This is a genomic window from Vibrio sp. D420a (genome assembly GCF_030248625.1).
In the GTDB taxonomy this organism is placed as follows: Bacteria; Pseudomonadota; Gammaproteobacteria; order Enterobacterales; family Vibrionaceae; genus Vibrio; species Vibrio fortis_A.
The window spans coordinates 105,264-123,050 of sequence record NZ_JAHGAN010000017.1 but is presented as its reverse complement, the minus strand read 5'-3'; the positions used below and the strand labels follow the sequence as shown (position 1 = coordinate 123,050).

At 45.2% G+C, this 17,787-nt stretch carries 16 protein-coding genes and 1 pseudogene; 10 read left to right on the top strand and 7 right to left on the bottom strand.

Going from position 1 to position 17,787, the window contains the following annotated elements; all coding sequences use genetic code 11:
* Nucleotides 1-370: 370 nt before the first annotated feature.
* The 3 genes from KI743_RS12850 to KI743_RS12840 are packed head-to-tail and all read left to right on the top strand — an operon-like array spanning nucleotide 371 to nucleotide 2,146.
* Entirely contained in the window at nucleotides 371-1,081 is a 711-nt protein-coding gene (locus KI743_RS12850) for a hypothetical protein (RefSeq protein WP_285466714.1), read from the top strand.
* Nucleotides 1,074-1,535, top strand: a complete 462-nt coding sequence (locus KI743_RS12845) for a DUF488 family protein (RefSeq protein WP_285466713.1) — start codon at nucleotides 1,074-1,076, stop codon at nucleotides 1,533-1,535. Before KI743_RS12850 ends, KI743_RS12845 begins: the two co-directional genes overlap by 8 nt.
* 2 nt (nucleotides 1,536-1,537) lie before the next feature.
* Nucleotides 1,538-2,146 carry a DUF4326 domain-containing protein gene (locus KI743_RS12840; protein ID WP_373417831.1) on the top strand — a complete coding sequence of 203 codons (609 nt, stop codon included), beginning with the start codon at nucleotides 1,538-1,540 and terminating at the stop codon, nucleotides 2,144-2,146.
* Nucleotides 2,147-2,305: 159 nt separating this feature from the next.
* Here the strand turns inward: KI743_RS12840 and KI743_RS12835 are convergent.
* Nucleotides 2,306-2,446: pseudogene (locus KI743_RS12835) on the bottom strand (transcription elongation factor GreB); the annotation flags it as partial.
* A gap of 161 nt (nucleotides 2,447-2,607) precedes the next feature.
* On the opposite strand from KI743_RS12835, the gene ompR reads away from it, so the two are divergent.
* Together ompR and envZ are read left to right on the top strand one after the other, a co-directional pair.
* Nucleotides 2,608-3,327, top strand: a complete 720-nt coding sequence (gene ompR, locus KI743_RS12830; protein WP_032551125.1) for a two-component system response regulator OmpR — start codon at nucleotides 2,608-2,610, stop codon at nucleotides 3,325-3,327.
* Between the two features lie 147 nt (nucleotides 3,328-3,474).
* The gene (gene envZ, locus KI743_RS12825) at nucleotides 3,475-4,773 is read left to right on the top strand and encodes a two-component system sensor histidine kinase EnvZ (protein ID WP_285466711.1); all 1,299 of its coding nucleotides are present in this window, start codon (nucleotides 3,475-3,477) and stop codon (nucleotides 4,771-4,773) included.
* 295 nt (nucleotides 4,774-5,068) lie between these two features.
* Here the strand turns inward: envZ and recG are convergent, their stop codons facing one another.
* The 4 genes from recG to gmk form a co-directional block, all read right to left on the bottom strand.
* A complete protein-coding gene (gene recG / locus KI743_RS12820) occupies nucleotides 5,069-7,147 on the bottom strand; it encodes an ATP-dependent DNA helicase RecG (protein ID WP_285466710.1) in 2,079 nt (692 codons plus the stop codon).
* Nucleotides 7,148-7,579: 432 nt separating this feature from the next.
* On the bottom strand, nucleotides 7,580-9,703 hold the full coding sequence (spoT, locus tag KI743_RS12815; RefSeq protein WP_032551128.1) for a bifunctional GTP diphosphokinase/guanosine-3',5'-bis pyrophosphate 3'-pyrophosphohydrolase: 2,124 nt from the start codon (nucleotides 9,701-9,703) through the stop codon (nucleotides 7,580-7,582).
* Nucleotides 9,704-9,762: 59 nt separating this feature from the next.
* Complete coding sequence (gene rpoZ / locus KI743_RS12810; RefSeq protein ID WP_004741437.1) at nucleotides 9,763-10,035, bottom strand: DNA-directed RNA polymerase subunit omega; 273 nt, start codon at nucleotides 10,033-10,035, stop codon at nucleotides 9,763-9,765.
* A 116-nt stretch (nucleotides 10,036-10,151) separates the two neighbouring features.
* Nucleotides 10,152-10,775 (bottom strand): guanylate kinase, encoded by a 624-nt coding sequence (gene gmk / locus KI743_RS12805; protein WP_032551130.1) that lies wholly within the window; start codon nucleotides 10,773-10,775, stop codon nucleotides 10,152-10,154.
* A gap of 722 nt (nucleotides 10,776-11,497) precedes the next feature.
* On the opposite strand from gmk, the gene KI743_RS12800 reads away from it, so the two are divergent.
* Both KI743_RS12800 and KI743_RS12795 read left to right on the top strand, forming a co-directional pair.
* Nucleotides 11,498-12,871, top strand: a complete 1,374-nt coding sequence (locus KI743_RS12800; protein ID WP_150870478.1) for an NCS2 family permease — start codon at nucleotides 11,498-11,500, stop codon at nucleotides 12,869-12,871.
* A gap of 175 nt (nucleotides 12,872-13,046) precedes the next feature.
* Entirely contained in the window at nucleotides 13,047-13,472 is a 426-nt protein-coding gene (locus KI743_RS12795; protein ID WP_032551132.1) for a phosphate-starvation-inducible protein PsiE, read from the top strand.
* A gap of 80 nt (nucleotides 13,473-13,552) precedes the next feature.
* On the opposite strand, the gene KI743_RS12790 is transcribed toward KI743_RS12795, so the two are convergent.
* Nucleotides 13,553-14,116, bottom strand: a complete 564-nt coding sequence (locus KI743_RS12790) for a porin family protein (RefSeq protein ID WP_285466709.1) — start codon at nucleotides 14,114-14,116, stop codon at nucleotides 13,553-13,555.
* 308 nt (nucleotides 14,117-14,424) lie between these two features.
* Here KI743_RS12790 and KI743_RS12785 point away from each other — a divergent pair, with 308 nt between their 5' ends.
* Together KI743_RS12785 and KI743_RS12780 are read left to right on the top strand one after the other, a co-directional pair.
* Nucleotides 14,425-15,273, top strand: a complete 849-nt coding sequence (locus tag KI743_RS12785; RefSeq protein WP_285466708.1) for a transcriptional regulator — start codon at nucleotides 14,425-14,427, stop codon at nucleotides 15,271-15,273.
* Nucleotides 15,264-15,758: a hypothetical protein gene (locus tag KI743_RS12780; RefSeq protein WP_285353206.1), complete on the top strand. Its 495-nt coding sequence runs from the start codon at nucleotides 15,264-15,266 to the stop codon at nucleotides 15,756-15,758. The genes KI743_RS12785 and KI743_RS12780 overlap by 10 nt, the downstream gene beginning before the upstream one ends.
* Before the next feature lie 52 nt (nucleotides 15,759-15,810).
* Here the strand turns inward: KI743_RS12780 and KI743_RS12775 are convergent, their stop codons facing one another.
* A complete protein-coding gene (locus KI743_RS12775; protein ID WP_032551135.1) occupies nucleotides 15,811-16,677 on the bottom strand; it encodes a YicC/YloC family endoribonuclease in 867 nt (288 codons plus the stop codon).
* A gap of 251 nt (nucleotides 16,678-16,928) precedes the next feature.
* On the opposite strand from KI743_RS12775, the gene rph reads away from it, so the two are divergent.
* On the top strand, nucleotides 16,929-17,645 hold the full coding sequence (rph, locus tag KI743_RS12770) for a ribonuclease PH (protein ID WP_032551137.1): 717 nt from the start codon (nucleotides 16,929-16,931) through the stop codon (nucleotides 17,643-17,645).
* Nucleotides 17,646-17,787 lie beyond the last annotated feature (142 nt).

Here is a 17,787-nt window from a genome sequence, read left to right as displayed (position 1 = left end):
TGTCGGTATTAGTAGGCTATTGACAATAGACTTCACGCCTATCCTCGGTTGGTATATGTCAGTAGCACAACAAACTAACCGAGAAGTAAGATTATTTCAAAGCACGTAATTCGGAACTGTCACAAGTGCACTAGAGTTATAGCTTATTCATAGCCTGTTAGTTGGTTCTCAATTAAATCTAGAAATCAATATCATTGACATGAAGCGTGGTATAAAGAATGAAGTAGATCGTAGGTTTGATGTGTATCGTACTGAGAGCTCGATAAGTGATTTAAAGAAACCGAACGAGCACTACTCACATAGTATGTAACAGCACTTCATTGTAAACGACGTTATGGCATTATAATAAGAGACGGCAAGGATCATAAGAATGAAAGAACTAATTATTACAGATCTGACTAGATTTAAAAAAGGTAACCCTAATGTTTGCATCGCTGCAACAGATCCAGATACAGGGGAGTTTTTTCGCCCGATGCCTTACATTACAAGCGAAATATGTAAAAAACTAAATTTACAACCGGGCTCTAAGCTTTGTGGTGCTTTTACTCGCATCAAGGGAGCTGCTAAACCACATGTAGAAGATTCTAGTTTCGAAAATGGTAAATCAGTAGGTCGCTGTACGAAAGGAGAATTTAAAAGGGTTTTAGATTTAACGCTTAGTCCATCAGTACCCGCTGGTTTCGATGTTACTTTTGCTGAACGGTACCAAAAACATATCGAGCTCAAAGATGCACCTGATAACTCTATTATTACGATAAAGGTCAAACCTAAGAATCTGACCATTCATGAAGACAAGTTTAACCCAGGAAAAATCAAGGCATCTTTTTGGGATGGTGAGGACAACTACTTCGGCTTTCTATCAATTACAGATCGACGATTCCATGACTTTGCTCAAAAGCACTATAAAGATGGGGAACTCAATAAAGTCATGGAGTTTATTGAGTTACAAGAAGAACTGTATTTACGCATCGGCCTAAGCAGAAGCTTTAAAACGGATGATGGAAGGAACGGTTACTGGTTACAGGTAAATGGAATTTACACTTTCCCTAACTACTTTGACGAGATTGAAGACTATGATTAGTGAACACTCTAGTATTAATATTTTTACTATTGGCTTTACAAAGAAGAGCGCTGAGACTTTTTTCGATTTTGTGAAAACGAACGATGTTAAGACTATGATCGATGTTCGCTTGAACAACGTCTCTCAGCTTGCTGGCTTTGCTAAACGTGATGATTTGAAGTTTTTCCTCAAAGAGCTTTGTGATGCAGAGTACGTTCACTTACCTGAACTTGCGCCGACAAAAGAGATGTTAAACCCTTATAAGAAAGGTGATATGTCATGGCGCGAGTACGAAGATAAGTTTCTAAATCTAATGGCGATAAGGAACATTGAAAAGCAAATAACACCGAGCATGTTAGATCATGGTTGTTTGCTTTGTAGTGAACATGAGCCTCATCTGTGTCATAGACGATTGGTTGTTGAATACCTCAATGAGCACTCTGGTTTAAACCTTACTATAAAGCACTTGTTCTAATTATGAATCGAGTTCTTATTCTTTATCCTGAGTTGTTTAAATGCTATTCCAAGTTTTGTCGGAAGCTGAGTAAACTCCTACAGAACTTGGAAACACCTGAGCTAATTTTCTTTGATGACTTTCATGAGTTTGGTAGCAAATACGCCTTATCACATAACCTATTGTATACTGTGTGTTCTAAGTCAATTACTGGTAATTTAGATGACTATACTCATTCAATAATATTCAGTGATGGTGAAGAGTTTATAGACGAAGTCAAAGCCCTACGTGATAGCTCAGTTAAAACCAGCGTTCAAAAAATCTTACTAACACGGGTTGTGAATATAAAAAAAGACCCTGTCTATAACAGTAAGAAAAATACTGAAGATTATGAATATATTGGTCGTGGCTCTCCATGGGGAAATCCGTACCCAATTGGTGTCGATGGCGATGATAGAAATGAAGTATTGAGAAAATACCAGTATGACTTCGATTATGATAAGTTCCTGAACATAACAAAAGCAGATATGTTAGAGCTTTCGGGTAAGCGCTTGGGATGCTTTTGTAAGCCAGATGCTTGTCACGGAGATATCATAGCGGACTATCTTAACTCATATGATGATGGGAAATAACCAGCCAAATTAGAATACTATGTTCAGGCAGCTTGTTTAGATGTATTAGGAAAATGATTGTCAAATAGTACACATATTTAGTATGTGTACTATTTTTTTTGGTTGTATATATTTTGACCTATAGTCATTTTAGTATGTTTAAAGTAGTTCTAAGCATTGGTCTGCATTTTCACTGCGATCACCGAGGCTCGCTGCCCACGTTACTTTCTTGGTCACTTCAGGGCGATCTTCTCGCCACAGGAAATTCAGCTCTTTTGTGAGTTTTTCATAACCCTCACGAGTAATTAAGTTTGTTTTCATAACTCTGACTTAGTGAAATCATGTTCTAAGATAGAATATATAGAAAGGCAACATACGTTAACAATTCTTTAGGCGACATTTTCTCCAAGAATGTTACATTTTCAATGTCTAAAAAGAATACTTAATCTTCAAGTTTGAGTTTTAATAGGTGGAACCATTACATGCAAGAAAACTACAAAATTTTAGTGGTCGATGACGATGCGCGCCTTCGTGCATTGCTGGAACGCTACTTGTCTGAGCAAGGCTTTCAAGTGCGTAGCGTGGCAAACAGTGAGCAGATGGACCGCCTGTTAACCCGTGAAAACTTCCACTTGATGGTATTGGACCTGATGTTGCCAGGTGAAGATGGCCTCTCAATCTGTCGTCGTCTACGTAATGCTAACAACATGCTTCCTATCCTGATGCTGACAGCAAAGGGTGATGAAGTGGATCGCATTGTTGGCCTAGAAGTGGGTGCCGATGATTACCTACCTAAGCCATTTAACCCTCGTGAGCTACTGGCGCGCATTAAAGCAGTACTGCGTCGTCAAGTGATTGAAGCGCCGGGTGCACCAAGCACAGAAGAGTCTGTGGTTGAGTTCGGTGAATTCCGCCTAAACCTAGGTACACGTGAGATGTTCCGCGGTGAAGAGCCAATGCCACTGACTTCAGGTGAGTTCGCGGTATTGAAGTCACTAGTCACCAATGCGCGTGAGCCAATGTCTCGCGATAAGCTGATGAACATGGCTCGTGGCCGTGAGTATTCTGCGATGGAGCGTTCTATCGACGTTCAGATCTCTCGCCTGCGTCGCCTTGTTGAAGAAGATCCAAGTAAGCCGCGCTACATCCAAACGGTGTGGGGCTTAGGTTACGTGTTCGTTCCTGATGGAAAAGCAGTGTAACTCTATCAGTCACTATCGTGATTGAAATATGATTGTTATCGGGTCATCTCATAATTATGTGATGGCCCGTTTTCTATTCAGAACAGTGGTTTAGAGTTATAGTTTCTATTATGTCTCTGTTTCTCTACCTTTCACTTTAGGTTTTCTATGCGTATACGTAGCTCCTTTACTCAATCTATCGTTCTCTTCTTAACCTTGCTGGTTGCTAGCCAAATATTCTCTTACTACGCGGTGTTTAATTACGCCTTGATGCCGAGTTTGCAGCAGTTCAATAAGATCTTGGCGCATGAGCTGAACTTGGTTTTAGACGAAGGTGATCTTGATATTGAGATGGATGCGCCGCTGCGTCAGCGTGTACTCGAGCAGCTTGGGGTAACGGTTCACACCAAAGACAGTGAAACGGCGGGTGAGTTTTACCATGCTGTAGCGATTGACCTGATGAGTGAAGAGATGACTAAAGAGCTTGGTTCAGAGACCGAGGTGAGGCTGATCTTGGGTGCTGAGAGCTATGTACTTTGGATGGATATAGCGCAGTTGCCCAATTCGTTGATTCGAATACCACTCTCTGAGCTACAAGAAGAAGATTTTGCACCGCTGTTTCGCAATAGCTTGATAATGGCGCTGTTGATCATTGCTGGTGGCTGGCTGTTTATCCGTTTACAGAATCGTCCTTTGATTGCATTAGAGAAAGCTGCCAAAGGGGTAGGGCGCGGTGATATTCCACCGCCTCTTCCAGTTCAAGGTGCGCAAGAGATTCGCTCGGTAACTCGTGCTTTCAACCAGATGTCGAAAGGCATCCAAGAGCTTGAGGAAGATAGAGCGCTATTGATGGCGGGTATCAGTCATGACCTGCGTACACCATTGACCCGTATTCGTTTAGCGACGGAGATGATGTCACCAGAAGACAGTTACTTAGCCGAAGGAATTATCAGTGATACGGAAGAGTGTAATGAGATCATCAGCCAATTTATGGATTACCTAAAACCTGTTGACCGTAATTCCTTCCAATCTGTGTTCCTAGAAGATATTGCCGGAGAAGTAGCGAGCTCTGAGGGTGGCTATGAGGTAGAAATTGAAACTGATCTCTCTTCTAACATGAAGCCTGCCTTGGGCAACCCAATTGCGATTAAGCGTGCCATTAGCAACTTGGTGGTTAACGCCCTGCGCTATGGTAATGGCTGGGTCAAAGTCACCACGGGTATGACAGCCGACAACAAGCTGGCTTGGGTAACAGTAGAAGATAATGGCCCCGGAATTCCTCAAGATCAGATCAGTAAACTGTTCGAACCTTTTACTCGAGGCGATACAGCACGAGGTAGCGAAGGTACAGGTTTAGGCTTGGCGATTGTGAAGCGCATTGTCAGTCAGCATCAAGGCGCTGTGGTGGTGAATAACCGCAGCCAAGGTGGCCTGAAAGCGCAGATCAGCTTTCCAGTTAAGTCGTAGATCTAGTGAGCTTCGGGGGCGGCTATAGATCCCCGACTCAGTCATTCTTCCTTCTCGAGGATGACGGTGTAATGAGTTTTGAAGCTTTTTCCTGTTGGGTTGAATTGACGCGAGAGACAGAGTGAAGTTGGTGGCAGCCATCGGGTTACAAGACGCGTATCTGCTCTTTACGTCATTCCCTATTGCGAGGGACGAGCGAGTAGGGAATCTCGCTCTTAGTTGTTTTTCGAAAGGGTTCATATGCAAAAGGCTTCCATACGGAAGCCTTTTTAGTTCAATTAATTATCAGCAGTCACTACGCCTTAGAATACACATCACGTTCACCCAGCCAGCGGTTGATGATCGCCTTAGCGTTGTCTGGGTAGCTATCGTGGATGTGGCGTGCAATACGCTGCACTTCAGGGATTAAACGCTGGTCGCGAACCAAGTCGGCAATCTTAAAGTCTGCCAAGCCTGTCTGCTTAGTACCAAGCAACTCACCCGGCCCACGGATCTCCAAATCACGCTGTGCTATCACAAAGCCATCATTACTTTCACGCAGTACGCCTAAGCGCTTCTGAGCAGTTTTAGAGAGTGGTGAGTGATACAGCAGTACACAATGACTGGCGACCGAACCACGACCAACACGACCACGTAATTGGTGCAGCTGAGCCAGACCTAGACGCTCTGGGTTCTCGATGATCATTAAGCTCGAGTTCGGAACATCCACACCAACTTCGATAACCGTTGTCGCGACCAATAGGTGCAGTTTGTTTTCTTTGAACTCCTGCATCACAGCCTGTTTTTCGGCTGGCTTCATTCGACCATGTACTAAACCAATTTTCACATCAGGCAGTTTGCGTTGTAGCTCTTCTGCAGTGTCAGCAGCGGCTTGCGCTTCCAACACTTCAGACTCATCAATCAACGTACACACCCAGTAGGCCTGTTTGCCCTCGTTGAGACAGGCATTACGCACACGTTCGACAATGTCGTCACGCTTGGTATCTGGAATAGCGACGGTTTGAATGGGCGTTCGACCCGGTGGCAGCTCATCAATAATCGAGGTTTCTAAATCGGCATAGGCCGTCATCGCTAGTGTGCGTGGAATCGGTGTCGCCGTCATCACCAATTGATGTGGGTAGTGTCCTTGCTTAGCGCCTTTTTCACGCAGCTCTAGCCGCTGGTGGACACCAAATCGGTGCTGCTCATCAATGATCACCAGGCCTAGGTTCTTAAACTCGACGTGCTCTTGGAATAGGGCGTGTGTGCCTACCACCATTTGCGCTTCGCCACTGGCAATGCGTTCAAGCTCTTTCTCTTTGGCTTTGCCTTTGAGCTTACCGGCTAGCCAACCGACTTGAATACCCATGCTCTCAAACCAATTAGAAAAGTTTATTGAGTGCTGCTCTGCCAGAAGCTCGGTTGGTGCCATCAGCGCGACTTGTTGACCGTGCTCTAAAGCGCGAACGGCGGCGAGGGCGGCGACTAGCGTTTTACCTGAGCCTACATCACCTTGTACTAAGCGCATCATAGGGTGTGGTTTCTCTAGATCGCCCTCAATCTCTTTCACCACGCGTGCTTGTGCATTGGTTGGCGAGAATGGTAATTGCGCTAGTAGTTTGTCTTTGAGCGTATGCACTGGCGGCAGTGGAATCGCGTTGTCTTGTTGCCCCTTGCTGCGAACCGATAGCATTGATAGGTTTTGTGCGAGCAGCTCTTCCATGATCAAACGCAGTTGAGCTGGATGCTTACCTTCATCAAATAGCTCAAGGTCGATCCCCGGTGGTGGTCTATGGATGGTATGTAGCGCCTGAGCTAGCGTAATTTGGTGATCGTATAAACCAGAAGGCAGTAGTTCATTAACCGCGGCTTTATCGATAAGCTCTAGTGCTTGGTCGGTAAGGTTGCGCAGCGTGACTTGTCTTAGACCATCTGTGGTTGGGTAAACCGGCGTCAGGGTTGCTTCAACGTCAGGTTGCTGCCTTGGAGCAAAGAACTTGTAGTCTGGGTGGACGATTTCTAAACCCATACCGCCACGCTTGATCTCGCCGTAGGCATGAACTTGTTTGCCTTCGGCAAAATTGTTCTTCATCCCAGCAGTGAAGTTGAAAAAGCGCAGGGTGATAGTGCCATTACCGTCGCTGATTTTTACCGCCAGCATTTTGCGCTTGCCGAAAATAGTATCGACACTCATTACTTTGCCTTGCACTGCTGCCCAGATCCCCGCATGCAATTTTGCAATCGGGTAGATGCGTGTGCGGTCTTCATAGCGCAGTGGTAAGTGGAACAGCAGGTCTTGTACGTTGTTCAATCCAACCTTTGCCAGTTTCTCGGCAACCTTAGCGCCCACTCCAGACAGAGAGTTAAGAGGAATAGCAGATAAAAGCTGTGACATAACAAGGCTCACGACGGTAATAGATACCGTCTATTCAAGCATTTTACTGGATTTTTGTACAGGATAAAGCGAAAGAGCAGATGAGAGATTCGGGTAAACGGGATGCGAAAAGACTAAGAGCGAGTAAGGGATGCGAGTAAACGAGATGTGAAAGGATAAGAGCAGATGCGAGATTCGAGTAAGCGGGATGCGAAAAGATTAAGGGCGGATACGAATAGAATAGGGCAGTACAAAAAATTAAAGCAGACTTGAAATATGAGAAGTTGAGTGGTGAAAAGCGTTTGCTCTTCGTATCACGACACTCGTATCTCTCATCTGCTTTATCTATTGCGATTCGAAAAAACTAAAAGCAGATGTGGAACCAAGATGGTGAGTCATGAAGTATTTTGCTCTTCGCATCTCGCCATCTCGAATCCCTCATCTGCTCTTGAATCAGTTCTTACGACGTCTTACCTTCAGCGCGTGTGGCATAACACGTAGCTTTTTCATAATACTCGCAAGATGCACACGATCTTTGGTGGTCAGCAAGATAGTCACAGTGTACAAGCGCCCATCACGTTCTTCAGTCGAGATACCGTGAATGTTGGAGCCTGTTTTCGAGATAACGTTAGTTAACTCAGCCAGCGCACCTTGGTGGTTCTGCAGATCAACCTGAAGCTCAGCTGTGAACTCTTGATCGTAATCGTCAGACCATTCCACCGCCATGTACTTGTCAGGTTCTTTTTGGTAACCACGAACGTTTGGACACGTTTCGCGGTGAACCACAAGGCCACGACCTGGAGATACATGGGCAATGATGTGATCGTCTGGGATCGGGTGACAACAGTTGGCAAATGTCAGCAATAGACCTTCAGCGCCACGGATAGGCAGCTTCTTCTTCGGTGTATCGCTGTCGTTGTTCACTTCTGTTAGTTCGTCCGCATCACCCAGTAGACGACGAGCAATCACGATACTCATCAGCTCACCCAGACCAATCGAAGCCAGTAGGTCTTCAATTGACTCTAAGCGCAGATCAGATAGAACATGATCGACATTCTCTTGAGCAATATCGCCAATCGAGTGTTCACCCAGTGCGTGGTTAAGTAGACGGCGACCTAGGGTTACCGACTCTTCACGACGCATGGTCTTAAGAACCTGGCGAATTTTAGTACGAGCACGAGAAGTCACCACATAGTTGAGCCATGCAGCATTTGGACGAGCACCCGGTGCGCTGATGATTTCGATCGTCTGACCGTTCTTCAGGGCTTTGCTTAGCGGGTACGGGTTCATGTCTACACGAGCGCCAACACACATATTACCCACGTCAGTATGTACTGCGTAAGCAAAGTCGACGGCTGTTGCGCCTGCTGGCAGCTCGACGATACGACCTTTCGGTGTGAAGACGAAAATCTCATCAGGGAATAGATCAGACTTAACGTTCTCGATGAATTCGAACGAGTTACCGGCACTTTGTTGCAGCTCAAGTAGACTCTGCATCCAACGCTGAGCTTTCACTTGTGCGGTGGTGCCATTGCTACGAGTACCATTGCCTTTGTAAGACCAGTGCGCTGCTACACCCTTGTCTGCCATTTGGTCCATGTCTTCTGTACGAATCTGTACTTCAACAGGAACGCCGTGAGGGCCGATCATAGAGGTATGCAGAGATTGATAGCCGTTGGCTTTCGGTACTGCGATGTAGTCTTTCATGCGGCCAGGACGAGGCTTATACAAGCTATGAGCCTGACCTAGAGCACGGTAACAGGTGTCTGGAGTGTCTACCACGACGCGGAATGCGTAGATATCCATAATGGTGTGGAAGCGCTGCTCTTTGGTTTTCATCTTGTTGTAGATGGAGAACAGGTTCTTTTCACGACCAAATACGCGAGCAGGTAAGCCAACCTCTTCTAGGCGACCTTCAATCTCGCTATGGATACGTTGGATCATCTCTTTGCGGTTACCACGAGCGGCTTTCACCACTTCTTTAAGAACTCGGTAACGGTTTGGATAAAGGGCTTCAAAGCCAAGTTCTTCTAGTTCAGTCTTGATGTTATGAATACCAAGACGGTGAGCAAGAGGAGAGTAGATCTCTAGAGTTTCACGTGCAATACGACGCTTTTTGTCTGGGCGAAGTGCCCCGAGCGTGCGCATGTTGTGTGTTCGGTCTGCTAATTTGATCAAGATAACGCGGATGTCTTGCACCATTGCGAGAACCATTTTACGGAAGTTCTCTGCTTGCGCTTCTTTGCGATCACGAAACTTAAGCTTATCCAGCTTAGAAACACCATCAACAAGCTCCGCCACTGTGTTACCAAACTGCGCTTCTAACTCTTCTTTTGTAACTTCAGTATCTTCAATTACATCGTGGAGTAGGGCTGCTTGGAGTGTTTCGATATCAAGGCGCATTTCAGCTAGGATACGTGAAACAGCAACAGGGTGGATAATGTATGGTTCACCGCTTGAGCGGGTTTGCCCTTCATGGGCATCTCTCGCTACCACATAAGATTGACGCAGAGCCTCAATTTGAGGCTCTGTTAGGTATTCTTGGGCAACGTCTTTGAGGCTATCGAATAGATACAAATTAAAGGCCCGGAAGGTTAATTAGTTCGAATAACAATGACGCTTTTTGCGAATAAGAGTTAACGAGAGTGAGCGATGCTGCTTACTGCTGCAAGCTCAGCTGCTTCTTGCTCTTGTTGCTCTTGACGCTCACGAGCATCTAGTACGTCTTTAGTGATAAGACCTTCTTCGATTTCACGAAGTGCGATAACCGTTGGCTTATCGTTTTCTTCAGGCACTAGTGAATCTTTACCGCCAGTTTGCATTTGACGAGCGCGGCGAGCCGCAATAAGAACTAGGTCGAAACGGTTGCCAACTTTTTCAACAGCGTCTTGAACAGTTACGCGTGCCATGAGGACTCCAAATAGTTAACTAATAAATTTTGAATGACGAGAAAGTATACAAGCTTAATTAGTGACTTTCTAGATCACCGTATACTTATCTCAATGGAAAATCTAGCCTTGCTAGACTATTCCGCCAGTAGAGCGGTAAGCATGCCGCTGTATTTTGCTGCTTGCTTATCTTCTTTTAAGCGCTCCGCACGGATGATAGCTCTGAAGTCCATAAGGGCTGCATCAAAGTCATCATTAACGATCACATAGTCATACTCATTATAATGAGAGATTTCTGACTTCGCTTCGCTCATGCGTTTCGCAATAACTTCTGCACTATCTTGACCACGAACATTCAGGCGACGCTCTAGCTCACCGTTTGATGGTGGCAGAATGAATACACTCTTCGCTTGAGGCATCTGTTCGCGGATCTGACGAGCACCTTGCCAGTCGATATCTAGGAACACGTCGATACCGCGCTCTAGGTTCTCTTCAATCCATACGCGAGAGGTACCGTAGTAGTTACCAAACACTTCTGCATACTCTAAGAACTCACCTTTACCGATAAGGTCTTCGAAGTGATGCTTTTCAACGAAGTGGTAGTGAACACCATTCTCTTCACCAGGGCGCATACCGCGAGTGGTGTGTGAAACAGATACCTTCATTGCGTAGGTTGGATTGGTTTCTAGCATTGCTGAGATCAAGCTCGATTTACCTGCGCCACTAGGTGCAGATACGATGTAAAGAGTACCTTTGCCCATCTGTATGTTTCCACTGTTGGTTGGATTGAGTGAAGATGTTGCTCTTCACTATAAAAGATAGCACTGACCGAACTCTTGCTCACCTCTGCTGTGCACAGTGTACACGCAATGTGGTGAAAATTAGGTCAGAAAAATGGAGGCGAAGAGTAGCATATTTCAATGATTCAGAACAACTGGCTTGATCGTTATTTATTGGCAAATGATCTTCCCAAGGATCTTTCTAGAAATGCGATAAGTGGCTATTGGTACTTTTTTATGTGATCTAGACAAAATTTGTTGAAGTTTTAATCTTAACCCTTACAATCCGCGCAAACGATTAAATGCTGTATATATCTAGGGTCTGTTGACCTTTCGCGATGGAGTTTTGTTCGAGAAAAAATCGTTTTAGGCGCGGCAAGGAGTTTGTAGCCTAGTATTCTAAGTAAAGACTCCTTAACAAAGCATAAAACGATTTTAGCCGAACCCTTTGGGCAGCGTTTGTTGGTGATTTCTACTGCGTTATCGACTTCTTATGTAGGCTAGCTACACTTCAAAGTCTCTGCCTTGTAGAAATCCCCAACAACTCGCTGCAAAAATCATCTCGAAGGGCCAACAGACCCTGCTAGACTAGATGTTTCTACTACTGAGCCTATCTTGGTGACTACAGTTTTTAGTGTAGAAACCTCTCTTTTTCTCGCAGCATTTGAATCTTCAATTTCTTACTTTTTTGCATAGGTTTTGTTGTGAGTACCGATTCCACCCTTAAGGCCCAAAACACCTCATCTGGTTCGCTGGATTCTCTGTTTAAGATTTCTGAAAGAAAGACCACGATTAGCACTGAGCTATACGCAGGTTTCATTACTTTCTTGGCGATGAGCTACATCCTAGCGGTGAACCCTGCCATTCTTGGCGGTATTCCAGGTATGGATAAAGGTGCGGTATTTACGGCAACTGCTTTGGCTGCGGCTATCTCAACCCTAATCATGGGTATCTGGGGTAACTACCCGGTCATGTTAGCTCCAGGTATGAGCATGAACGGCTTCTTTAAAGGTCTGCTACTAAGCGGCTCGGTTGCGGTACTGTGGAATGAAGCGCTATTTGGTATTTTCCTATCGGGCATTTTGTACCTTGCATTCTCTCTGACTAATATTCGTAAGTCGATGATTGAGTCGATTCCGGAAGACTTAAAGTTGGCGATCACGGTATCGCTTGGTCTGTTCATCGCGTTCTTGGGCCTTAAAAACGCCGGCATCATCGTTTCTAACCCGTTTGTTCTGGTTGGCCTAGGTGACATCTCAGACCCACAAGTGATCATCGCTTACGTGAGTATCTTCATTGCTCTTGGCTGTATGGTTCGTGATATTAAGCTGGCGACGTTTATCTCGTTTGTTTCGGCGATTGCTCTGACTATCATCGCTGATTTGTTCATGGGTACGTCGAATGCACCAATCCCTGATGAGCTAATTTCTATGCCACCAAGCATGGCGGGCAGCTTCGGTGCGATCTTTGATTTCTCGGCCTTCACGCCAGAGAAAATGTTTGATCTACTGTTCATCGTTCTTATCTTCCTGATTGTCGACTTCTTTGATGGCTTGAGCACCATTGTTGGTGTTGGTCGTGATGCGGGTATCATTGATAAAGACGGTAAAGTGCCAAACGCGAAGTCAGCACTAGTAGCAGATGCTGGCGGTACGGTGATTGGTTCTGTTTTGGGTACCACTTCGATTACGGCTTTCTCTGAGTCGGGTATTGCTTCTTCTCAAGGCGCGAAGACTGGCCTTGCCGCTGTAATGGTTGCGGGTCTGTTCCTTATCTCACTATTCCTATACCCAATCTTCTCTATCTTCTCGGCAGCTATGGTTGCACCGGCGATGGTAGTTGTGGGCATCTACATGGTCGGCCGCCTTGGTCAGATCAACTGGGAGAAGAAAGAGTCTCGTATTGCGGCGTTCTTCACCATCATGTTTACCGTATTGAGCTTCTCTCCTGCGAACGGCATGGCGATGGGCTTCATCAGCTACGCATTCACTATGGTTGTAGCAGGTAAAGGCAAAGAGGTACACCCACTGATTTACGGACTGTCGGTTGTGTTCCTTGTATACCTACTGCTTCTGTAGTCGGTATTGATGTTTTGATAGTGGCTCTGCATTGTGCAGGGCCATTTTTTTGCGTGTTGGATAAGTATTCACATCGCTGTCACGCTCTACGCCTAAAGTTGGTCATAACAGATAGCGCCACTTTGATAGAGGCATGCTATTGTATTGGCAGGTTTAATTAGTAATTAGAGTGTTTATGCCTTCTCATTTACCAAAAGGTTTCAGTCGACCTTTCTTGAAGATATTCCATATTCTTGAAGCCGTACTGCTGGTGGCCATTACATTGGCGACCCTGTTTGCGATGGTTGAAGAGTTCATGCATGTGTTTGCTGAAAAACGCGTTCTCTTGACTGACATCCTGCTGATGTTCATCTATCTCGAAGTGTTAGCGATGGTGCAGCAATTTGTGGTGAACGGTAAGATCCCTGTTCGATATCCTATCTATATCGCAATGATGGCGATTGCCCGATATATCACGCTAGGTATGAAAGAGTTGGATGCGGTATTGGTGGTGTGGCTGGCGGTGGCAGCATTTATACTTGCGGCTGCGACACTACTGATTCGAGTAGGGCACCATTATTGGCCATATGTCGATAGACGTACTCAAGAGCCAGATGAGTAATGGTGAGCGAAAACAGGCAGATATTGAAAAGGGCGACATAAAGTCGCCCTTTTGCTTTCTAGCTAACAGAGTGTTAGTTATTAGAACTTGTAGGTAGCACCTGCGTAGAACGAACCAAGTTGGATAGTAACGTCCGAGAATGGGAAGTCTTGTTCGATTGTGAATGTATCGACTTCGTAAGCAACGCGGAAGTTTAAATGCTCTAGGCTTGCAGGGGTGTATTCAACACCAACACCTAAACGAAGTGCGGTTTCGTCTTCGTCTTTTGCGAATGGTATGTCAATAGACATTTGAGTCAAACCAACGGTACCAAATGGGCGCCAACCATTGTCAAAGGTGTAACCAAGGTTTGCAGCAACAGAAATAGCAGTAGGTTCTAATGCGCCAGAAGCTTGCGGTGTTGTCACATCACTATACTTGGTGTACTGCGCTTCTATGCCGACGATACGGTTAAACTGGTAACCACCAATCAGCTTAAATGTTGAATCATTGGTTTCTAGTGTTGAGCCAGACACGTCATCATCATAAGTTGTGGTACCGAAACCACCGCCTAAATAAAAACCAGATACGTCTTTTTCAACGGCTTGCTCTTGAGCACCAGCAAAGGCAGAAAATGCTGCTAAAAGGATCACTGCTTTTTTCATTCTATTAATCTCATCGGGGATAAAAAACAGTGTGCATTGTGTGTTCACTGCCAATATAAAACTAAAGATGGATTTCATTTAAACTTCACGAATTGTCGGTTTATTGACGCTTTTCCTTTTATTTATTTTTATATTTACCTTGTAACTTATTGATATATTTGATGGTGTATTTTTTATTGGCACTGTTCTGTGAATTGGTAGTAGATTTCAGCCTACCACTTACACCACAGAGTCAGTAATGATAGGATCATAATCACCGCGGTATATTTTTGAGTAAAATTTGCTCAAAGCCTAGTAACAGTGAGCCTATGCATAGAGTCTATTTTTCCAATTTGATACTTGATCCTACCACTCGAACACTCTCGAGTGTGGAAGGCGAGAGCATCCAATTGCGCCCGCTGCCCTATGCCGTATTGAGCTTGCTGTTAGAGAATCAAGGTGCCCACGTTACCCGTGAGTGTTTGTTTGAAACGTGTTGGGAGGGTGCTCTAGTTACCGACCAAGCGATCACTAATGTCATTTCTGGTTTAAGAAAAAGCTTCGCACAATTAGGCGCTACTGATGTCACTATTAGAACGGTGAGCAAAATTGGCTACGTACTTGAGATTCACTGCGCTGAAGAGCCTGTAAAAAAGAAGGTTGAAGAGCGGACAATTCGAGTAAGCCAAGAGAGTGAGGTTATCCCGGCAACATCAAGCAAAGGCGATGAACCTATCAAAGTTAGCGCGCCTATTAAACACAAAGAGAACCTGTATTTGTGGCATGGCGTGATAACAGTGGTTCTACTTGCCTGTCTGATTTTTGTCTTGCTAGCTAAACCTTTTATAAGAAAACCAGACTTTATCCAACCAAGCGAGTATCAGCACTTTCAAGTTGGTGCGACCGATTTTTACCTTCATGACAGCGCATATTTGATCAGCGACGGACAGCTTCTCGCGTATGAGTTAGCAACTCAGTCTATTCCTACCTGTCATGCAGATGTATATCTGAGAGTAGCAGAGTCGGCTTATGACGATGGCGTTTACCTGATTAAAGCCTTTGCGTTTGCCAAACATGGCAGCAAGAATGCCAGTTATGTGAACCATTCAGTGACAATCGAGCAGATTCCAGAGACAGTCGTAAAAGCCATTAAGAGGGCGAGAGCTATATGCGGTTAAAAACAATCATCGCTTTCAACATCGCACTTTTAGTCAGTGTTATCGCTATCGGGCTGTATCAATGGAAGTTTGATCAGCAACATTTGGCGGGTACGCGCTGGGCATGTGTACAACTCGATGAGGGGTTTGTCACAAAAGGCTATAGCGGTTATCAAGAGATCGCTGATCGCTCTATCTTAGAGTTCACCTCAGATAAAACCTTGCTGATTTTTCAAAAGGGTCACTTTAAAACAGCGGCTGAGGGCACCAAACCTTATGAAGTCTACTTTGAAGCGGATTACACCGCTGAAAACGGTCTACTATCGGTTGCCTACCATCATATCGATTGGGATTTAAAGCCTGTAGATAGTGGCAGCCTTGTGCGTGATATGGATGCCTTGGTGAGAGCTAAAATTGAATTGATGTACAAAGTGCAAGATGAGCATCTGTTCTTGTTTAGCAAAGGGCATGCAGAAGAGAGGAACTATACTTGCTATAAAAAATAGCCCCTGAGATCAGGAGCTATTTTCGAATCATGTTAGGTGGAAGCCTAATAGATTATTCAATGTTTTGGATCTGTTCACGCATCTGCTCGATAAGAACCTTGAGTTCTACACCAGATGCGGTGATGTCAGTACTGATAGATTTAGATGCTAGTGTGTTTGACTCACGGTTGAACTCTTGCATCATGAAGTCTAGACGACGGCCACATGCGCCACCTTTCTTCAGAATATTCGTTGCCTCTTTCACGTGAGAATCTAAGCGATCTAGCTCTTCTGCTACGTCAGACTTTTGAGCCAGTAGGATCAGCTCCTGCTCAACACGTGCACCTTCAAGTTCAATCTTCGCTTCTTCAAATTTATTAAGAAGACGCTCACGTTGCCATTCTAGGATCTCAGGCATGCGTGCGCGAACTTTAACAACTTCTTCTGTGATTGCAGTTAGGCGCTGCTCGATTAGAGCTTTCATGTTGTCGCCTTCACGGCCACGTGCGTCAATGAAATCTTTTACTGCGTCATCAAACGCAGCTAGAAGGTCTTTGTTGATCGCGTCCATGTCTTGCTCTGGTGTTTCCATCACACCTGGCCAGTTCATCACTTGGAACGGGTTTAGGCGGCTCTCTTCGCCAGTCATGCCCATTACCTGGTTCGCCGCATTGATCACTTGCTGCGCTAGGCCTTCGTTGATGCTTAGCTCACCTTTTGCTGCAGGGTTTGCTTCAAAGCGCAGATTACACTCAACCTTACCGCGTGCTAGGCGTTTACGAAAACGCTCGCGAAGGATTGGCTCTAGGCCACGGAACTGCTCTGGCATGCGGAAGTAAGTTTCAAGGTAGCGCTGGTTTACACTGCGGATTTCCCACACAGCTGTACCCCAATCGCCTTTTACTTCTTTACGTGCGTATGCCGTCATACTATAAATCATCGAATTTTCCTGTCTTTTATCATTCTGAAAATAACGCGCACGCATAGTATCACGATACGGAGTGCTATGTGCGTCCATCGCTTTTTAGGTTTATAAGCTTTTCAGGATAGGTGGTGTCTCAGGATAAATAGCTTTGCACCGTAAACTGCTATATAATCTCGCCCCAATCCAATTTGTCTCACCCCTTTCTTAGGTGACAGACACTTTCAATAGTTAAACACCTAAAGATAAGACTAATAAGGTAGATACTTATGCGTCCAAATGACCGCGCCGTAGATCAAGTTCGTCCAATTAAAATTACTCGTAACTACACAGCTTATGCTGAAGGCTCTGTGCTGGTTGAGTTTGGTAACACCAAGGTTCTATGTAACGCAACGGTAGAAGAGAACGTACCGCGTTGGTTGAAAGGTCAAGGAAAGGGTTGGGTTACTGCTGAATACGGCATGTTGCCACGTGCAACGCACACACGTAACCGTCGTGAAGCAGCGAGCGGTAAGCAAGGCGGTCGTACGATGGAAATCCAACGTCTGATCGCTCGTAGCCTACGTGCTGTGGTTGATCTAAAAGCGATGGGTGAAATCATGATCACTGTCGATTGTGATGTTATCCAAGCAGATGGCGGTACACGTACTGCGTCTATCTCTGGTGCGAGCGTAGCAATGGCTGACGCGATTAACCACCTATTAGAGAGCGGTAAGCTTAAAACGAACCCAATGAAAGGCCACGTAGCGGCAGTTTCAGTGGGTATCGTTGGTGAACAAGCCCTGTGTGACCTTGAATACGTTGAAGACTCAGCAGCTGATACAGATATGAACGTTGTAATGACGGAAGACGGTAAGATGATTGAGATTCAAGGCACCGCAGAAGGTGAACCGTTTAGCCACGAAGAGCTGATGCAGCTTCTAGCCCTGGCGAATAAGGGCATTGCCGATATTGTTGAAGCGCAGAAGTCGGCGTTGGCAGAATAATCAATTTTAATAGCTCCTTTTTAAGGGGCTATTTTTTTATTTTCGTCATATATAACTCTACACCTGCGTTAGCTGCCATTTTTCACCCTAATCACATAGGTCCCCTATGCTCATAGGGCTGAAAAACCTTGCTGCCTTGTTG